The sequence below is a fragment of the Bacteroides sp. Ga6A2 genome (genome assembly GCF_000702225.1).
Taxonomy (GTDB): Bacteria; Bacteroidota; Bacteroidia; order Bacteroidales; family Bacteroidaceae; genus Ga6A1.
Genome location: NZ_JNKX01000068.1, coordinates 1 through 7,214, shown reverse-complemented (window position 1 = coordinate 7,214; position 7,214 = coordinate 1). Strand labels below are relative to the sequence as shown.

Genomic DNA, 7,214 nt, shown 5'->3' with positions numbered 1-7,214 from the left:
GAAAATATAAGCGAAAAGTGCTAATGATTGGCTCAGAATATTAAACCAACTTACATTTTGCTACTTATTTTTTCTAATGACCGTTTTGGGATAAACAGAGAATCGCCAACAAACCAAAATCTATCCTTTTTAGTAAATCCATAATAATACATAGTAATAGTATCTGCACTGACAAAATACTTTATAGCAGGTTCGCCATCTTGGTCAACATAATAAATACTATCATCCGTTATCCTCATCCAAGTAACATCTTCATGAGCCCAATAGCCCAACAACAACTTTTTCAACGAGTCTTGCGCCGTTGGTTGCTTACAGCTGTCGCTTTCAGAAACAAAAGATACTGAATCTTCGGCTTGCGTTTCATTTACGGTTTTGCCACTACCCTTGCGTGTGCATCCAGTAAAGATGCACATAGCAAACAAGAAGAAGGCAACTGACTGATAATTAGGTTTTCTCATTTTTACGACTTTGTTAATACCTGAATTACAATTTAGACAACTCATCAGGACCAATATCTACACGAGTAATTTCCTTACCTTCGCTATCGTTATAAACAAATATCAGGTGTATTCCCTCTTCTATCAACTTCTTTTTCCGCAATACAATGGTCTGTTCGCCACGCAGTGCTTCGATACATCCAGCTTTCACAAGCTCTATGTCTTCCTTTGTACAATCCGAGGCGCTTATACCGTCGTCTATCTTATAAACATAATATACATTCTTATTCTTCAGATAGACGTCTGTCATCCAAACGCCATCGCCTATTGGGGCTGGCAGATTCGATTTTACTCGCATTATTTCTTGCTGGATAGTTTCGAGCATGGATGCTTCTTTTATCTCTCCATTCTTCATTTTTTTATGTATTTCCTTTAGTCTGCTTGGAGAGATTTCTATCTCGAATAGTTTCTTACTTGTCTCATCAGAATAATACGTGTATTTTATTCCCATATCGCTGCCGATATAATTGCTGATGGTAAAATCGTCGATAGAAGAAAGCAGATTTGCAATATTTCTGTCAGAATTGGCCGTCTCGTTAGTCATTCCGCTAACTCGCCAGATATCTTCCGACATTTTTATTACATATTCAACCATATCTCCCTTGATATTCACATCTACAACCTCGAGGGCTGCCCCAATTTTCTGAGGCAAATGGCTCTTTGTGGCAGCCACCTGCTTGACAATAATCTCTCGCTTAACCTTAGAGCAGGAACTTAGCGACAAGAAAATCGCAAGTATTACAAACGATAATGTAAATAATTTCTTCATATACTGTAGAATAAAATGTTTTGCAGAACCATGTATTATCCGCCTCTTTATTTGAACAACCTCCGTATATCTGCAAACTTCGGCGTTTAATGTCTGCTTTTCATGGACGGATTTTAATGTACAAAAGTACATATTTTGCCAAAAATATTCAATCTGATGCAGAAAAAAATGATTAGGCACAAAAAAAGCAGTGACACCTTCTATAAGTGGTGTCGCTGCTTATTTTTATGTTTAAAAAGGATTTATTTTGATGGAATGTCCCAAGTATATGTAGTCTCCGTAATTTGAGTCTTTTTCTCTTCACTCTTCTTAGTATATGTAGTCTTTTCAGAAACAGGAAGCTTTGTTACACTGTCGAACGAAATTTCAGAGGTTGAAACGAGATTTTCGCCATCGTCAGTCCTTACAATCTTTTCCGGCAAATACTTTAGATTTGCACCAAACATCTTGTTCAAACCAATGCCATCAGCACCATCACACATTACAGCAGTAGATATTACTGCACTGCCAAAACTCCCCGCAGGAACAGTTGAATATGTTATCTCCTCTTCAGAGTTTTCGTCCTTGCTCTCCGTGTTTATAAATTTAATTTTTGTTACGACATCATTCTCCCAAGTAAGAACGGTGTATTCATAATCACTATAAACCACTTTTGTCAACTGGTTTTTGCCATTATAAATTAACGAGACTTCCTTATCTCCACAAGTTATCTTTGAAACTCTGCCGTTTTCAAGAAAATATGTATAAGATGAAGTTTCTGAATCATAATCGGATTCGTACTTATGAGTTACAACAATCTTATTTTCAGTCTTCAGTTTGCTATAATCGAATGTGTCGTAAAGGTTGTTTCCCGAACTTAAATCAGAATATTTGCTTACATAGCCATCAGCGTTGTACTCATAGTTACATTCATTAACCAACGGACCAAAGAAATGCTCGTCGGAAGTAACTTTTGATACCATCTTCAGAAGTTTCGCATCAGCATAATTAACCTCTTCTGTTTCTGTCTTCTTGTCGTCATCGTCGTCACCGCACGATGCCAAGCCGAATGTTGAAAGCACCACAAGCGCCAACATCCATTTGTTTAAAAGATTCTTCATTTAAATTAAATTGAATGATTAAGTTATTACCTTAGTTTAAATAATTTCACATAGTAGATTTTATTCTTACCTCGTAAAAATCTTTGCAAAGATATACAAATAAAATTCTCTATAATCATATCATCCACAAAAATTCAATCTGTCGCAGAAAAAAATGATTAAGAACAAAAAACAGCGACACTTTCTATGAGTGACTATCGCAGCGATACCGTATTCATTCGAAAAAGCTATTATCTACAACAGACATCTTCGAAAAATCGTCATAATCAACCAGATATAAGACACCATCATGTAAACAAAACAAATTTTCTTCAAACTTGAAATATTTACAACCAGTAGTTATTGCAAAAATGTTTTTCGAAGACAATAAATCGTTTCGTCCTCTTATTTCGTAATAGTCCGTGTGTTGACCTACATCGTGTATTGTTGATGAACAAGCTATACGATACTTCTTTTTTATAGGGTCATACTTACAAGTTCCCAAGAACGACCCATTGTAAAAAAGTGTCGCCGAGAAAAAGGAACATTTTTCTTTTTTCAACAATTTGACGCTGTTTCTACTTTCTATCATCTGATAATCAGCCAGAAAGCACATAGGAACGACGGCAACATCGGAATTAGAAATAATAATCCGAATGGAATCCTCTCCGACAAGAGAATTACTGTTCTTCCATTTTTTCTTTATCTTATCTATCTGCTTTTTTATTATTACAGAATCTCGCCCAGTCCATCCATAAGGAGTCCCGTCAAAAACAACCCGAACTTGGGAAGAAGCCGTAATATTCACAACTAAGCAAATCAAAAACAATATGATATTCTTCATACTACTATTATATTTTAAGAAAAGCACTAATGCAACAATATTTTAAGATTCAGAACTTAGTTTACTCATCGGGGACAAACATACATTTTATATCGAAAAGGACCAACTTTCGCACTTATTTTCAGTCATTTTTCACACAAGCATCTATCATCATAATAAAAAAGTTGTGCACACCACGGCACTTTCGCACAAGTGCCAGCGGTATGCACAACACGCATTTTTATTCAGGTACAATATCCGTCGCGGATATTTTCACTATTATTTGAGAATAACCTTCTTTCCGTCCTTTATAAAGATGCCCTTAGTTGGGTTCTTAACCTTGCGGCCGCTCAAATCGTAGTAAGCCTCGTCGGCTGTCTCAGCCTTAACTGCCGAGATAGCAGTTGTCTCATCGTCGCCACCTGCAACAGAGCGAGTTGCATTGTGTGTAATCTTGATGTGACCGATTACAGTCTCCAACCAGTAGCCAGCGTTGCCGTTAGCCTCTACAGGAGTCCAGCGCAGGCGGTAGCTGCCAGTCTTGCTTACGTTGAATGATACGCCACCCTGAGTTGCGTTTGCAGTCGATGCATTAAGGTTCTTGTTAAGGTTGAGAGAGCAGTTTGTAATCTTGCTTGCAACAACCTTTCCGCTCTCGTCGATAACCTCGAACTTAACCGATGGAGTGCCAGTCCAAGCAGCGCAATCGTAAGTGATTGTGTACTTGCCCGGAACGAAGTTCAAGCCGTAGCCCCAGCGTGAACCGAACTCAGCATAGTTCTCGTCGTTAGATGTTGATGACGTGCGGATATACAAACCATAGCTGAACTTGCCACCGTTAGGGAAGTTGAAGATACGAGGACCAGAGCCTGCATCGCCAGTCTCAACCAGCTTGCCGCCGTCCATAATCTTCCAACCCGGATTAACGTAGTTAGCCTTGCTGAATGCCAATGGGTTCTCCATGTAGCGGAAGTTTACGTTACCAACAACAGCCTCTACCCATGTACCGGCAGAACCGTTAGCATCGGCGCAAGGAGTGAAGCGAACTGTATAGTTGCCCTTCTCCAATACATAGAAGCTGAGGTAGCCCTGAGTAGAACCGCTTGTTGAAGCTGATGTGCTCTTGTTAACGCTCTTCTCGCACTTAACGATAGTAGATGCGATAACCTCGCCGTTTGGAGTGCGAACCTCTGCCTTAACGTATGGCGAACCGCTCCATGCAACAGTGTTGAATGTGAGGCAGTAGTTGCCGTAGTTGTTAAGGGCAAGACGATGACCGTCTGTGCTTCCGTACTCGATGAAGCCTGGCTTTGAAGCGTCTGACTGACGAACATAGAAACCGTACTCGAAGTCGCCTGAAGCGAACTTAACAACGCGTGGACCACTTGATGCGCTGCCAGATGCTGGATACTCGCCAGCGTCGTTGCAAGCCCATCCTGCTGGGCGGTCGTTGGCTGTCTTCCAAGCAGGAATCAAAGAAGATGACAAGTCAACTGGCTGAGCAGGCTGCACAGGCTGAGTTGTTGAGCCACCGTTGTTTGAACCGCCGTTGTTTGAACTGCCTGACTTGTGTGCATAGTCCTTCTGAGCCCAAAGAGAATACCAGTACCAGCAAGCACCGGCACAAGCCTCCCAGATACCACCGAATGCAGCCTTAGCCTTGCCAGACTTGAGATACTCTGCAACATCCATGTATGTATCTGTACCAGAAAGAGTCATAGAGATGTTGTCGTAGTAGTCGAGCACAGCCTTGTAAGCATAGCCGAACTTAGTTGTGCTACCTGTTCCCCAAGTACCATAGTTACCAACAACCCAGTTTCCGTGCTCGTTGTAGTGGCCGTTGCTACCGTTCTGAGGACTCCAGTCAATCTCAGTAATAACGATAGGCTTGCTTGTTACAACAGGAACCTGCTGCTTGAAGGCGTTGATAGATGTGTTGTGGTTGTGCTGAGAATCAGATGTGCTGTACCAATCTGGATAGAAGTGTACGGCATAACCGTAATTGTTATCGTTTACAGGATACTTGGCATAGTTTCTGTAGTTAGACTGCCATCCTGTACCCGGAACAAGAATGATACCTTTGTAACCGTTTCGGCGGATAACATCGATGATAGGCTGGAAGAAATCGCGCATTGCAGTCTCTGTGTCCTGACCGTACTGGTTGAGCAACTTAACTGGCTCGTTAGCAAGCTCAATCATCACAGTACCAGAGTTCTTTATCACGTTAGGATTCTTTGTTACGATGTTCCAAACTGTCTTCAGATAGTTCTGGTAAGCATCGCCAACCTTGATAGTCTGAGGACATACGCCCGGTGGACGCATGATGACATACATTCCGTGGTTAAGAGCCTTCTGTGCGATAGGCCAGTAAACAGTCTGCATGTACTTCTCCAAGCGAGCACTTGAGAAGCGGCTGATGTCGGCCTCGCCACCACCGCCAGTGGCTCTCTTGTTAGGGTCGTTAGTCCAGCATGGGTCAAGGTGCAGACGGAACAGGTTACAGTATGCGCCCTGCTTTGTGTCTGTGATACCTGTGAATATCTTCTCGAAATAGTTAAGACATGCACTTACAGTACCATCGTTACAAGCGTTACCCCAACGGTAACTGTTAAAGTAAGGGCTTGGAGTATCCATAACTCCGTGTAGTACGACCTTGTTGCCCGAAGGGTCGCGGAACTGGTTGCCGCTAACGTGAAGTGGCTCTACCACTCCAAACTGGGCAAACGCTGATAGCGGCGCGAATGACAGCAATACCGCTACTGACTTTAATAAACGTTTCATGTTTTGTTTTTTTTGCGCTGGCGTAATTAGTAACCGCCAAATACTTTTAAGTTTGTTAATATTAAGATTTTTGCTGCGTGCCTGACTAATTGAGAGTAAGTTTGCAGTATTTCAACAATTTCTACTTCAACACACAGCCGACTTCTGCATGCATGCGTCAAAAAGCCGGATGCAAAATAGTCATTTTTTTTCGAGATATGCAAAACACAGACAACCTACTAATATATAACTCATTTTCAATATTTTACACTATTTTTAACAGTATTAAAATACACATTATGTAACAATTAGGCATTTATTTTGTAACATAGAGCACCGCTGGAGTAACAAGGTAACATTCAGCTTGTAACATAACATTTTTTAACATTTATAAATGACTAATTTCTGCACATTCCATTATAACATATTTTAACATTTAGCACATATTGTTTTTCGGGGCAATTTTTGGTCGTTTCAAGCATTATTGTATGCAAAAAGAAGAGAAAAAATTAACAAATATTCTAAAAGTATACTAAAACCGGCGTTTGCGTTCCCATTTTTGTTTTTTTTAACATTTAACTTGGGAAAATTTTTTCTACCTATTCCGACAAGGATTGTTGCGTCATTTTTCACAATTTAAGGAAGTCTGCAATCTTAAAAAATGTAACATTTCGTACATATCCTGACAACGAAAAATATGGCATAGATTTCAGTCCGAAACGAGATTCATTTCTCTGCCCCCACCCTACCAAATTTCAATTCAACATTATCAATTGCCCCCTCCATGTTAAGCCAAAATTACCGCTCGAACCTTATCTTGCTTGCTGCCGAAGCGACCAGAGGTCGAGCGCAGAAATTCGGCAGAACCAAGAAAAGCAAGCAGCGTCACCCAATTAAGAATTAGGAATTGTAAATTAGAAATTGAGTTTACAATATTTTTCAATTTTCAACTTTCTCTAAGTTTGCAGATGATTGCGGCGCAGCCGCATAAGAAAGCAAATTGGTCGAGAAAAACAATAGCAATTCAAGACAGTTTCTTACCTTTGTCGTTGTAAGGAAGAATCGGTCTGTCGAAGAGGTAAACCTGTCAACTTTCCAGAACGGAGTCTATAAATTGTTTAGGACCTCCCAGACATAGTTGCAAAGACAAGATAGAAAGTTATCGGCATAGAGCCTCGTTAGAGTGTTAGTCCATACAACTATTGACCAATTCTTTAAAAATACAGATACAAAAGTATGAAAAAATTATTTGTTGGAATTGACTTTTCGAAAGAAAAAATTGATGT

5 protein-coding genes are annotated in these 7,214 nt (G+C 40.3%); all 5 read right to left on the bottom strand.

Annotated features, from left to right (window positions below; genetic code table 11):
* Nucleotides 1-50: 50 nt before the first annotated feature.
* Nucleotides 51-458, bottom strand: coding sequence for a hypothetical protein (locus T538_RS17850; protein ID WP_155993216.1), 408 nt, complete (start codon nt 456-458; stop codon nt 51-53).
* Nucleotides 459-483: 25 nt separating this feature from the next.
* Nucleotides 484-1,266, bottom strand: a complete 783-nt coding sequence (locus tag T538_RS0113255; protein ID WP_155993214.1) for a hypothetical protein — start codon at nt 1,264-1,266, stop codon at nt 484-486.
* Nucleotides 1,267-1,508: 242 nt separating this feature from the next.
* Nucleotides 1,509-2,366, bottom strand: coding sequence for a hypothetical protein (locus T538_RS0113250; RefSeq protein ID WP_031541379.1), 858 nt, complete (start codon nt 2,364-2,366; stop codon nt 1,509-1,511).
* A gap of 214 nt (nt 2,367-2,580) precedes the next feature.
* A complete protein-coding gene (locus tag T538_RS0113245; protein ID WP_031541377.1) occupies nt 2,581-3,189 on the bottom strand; it encodes a hypothetical protein in 609 nt (202 codons plus the stop codon).
* A 258-nt stretch (nt 3,190-3,447) separates the two neighbouring features.
* Entirely contained in the window at nt 3,448-5,949 is a 2,502-nt protein-coding gene (locus T538_RS0113240) for a cellulase family glycosylhydrolase (protein ID WP_031534432.1), read from the bottom strand.
* Nucleotides 5,950-7,214: the final 1,265 nt, after the last annotated feature.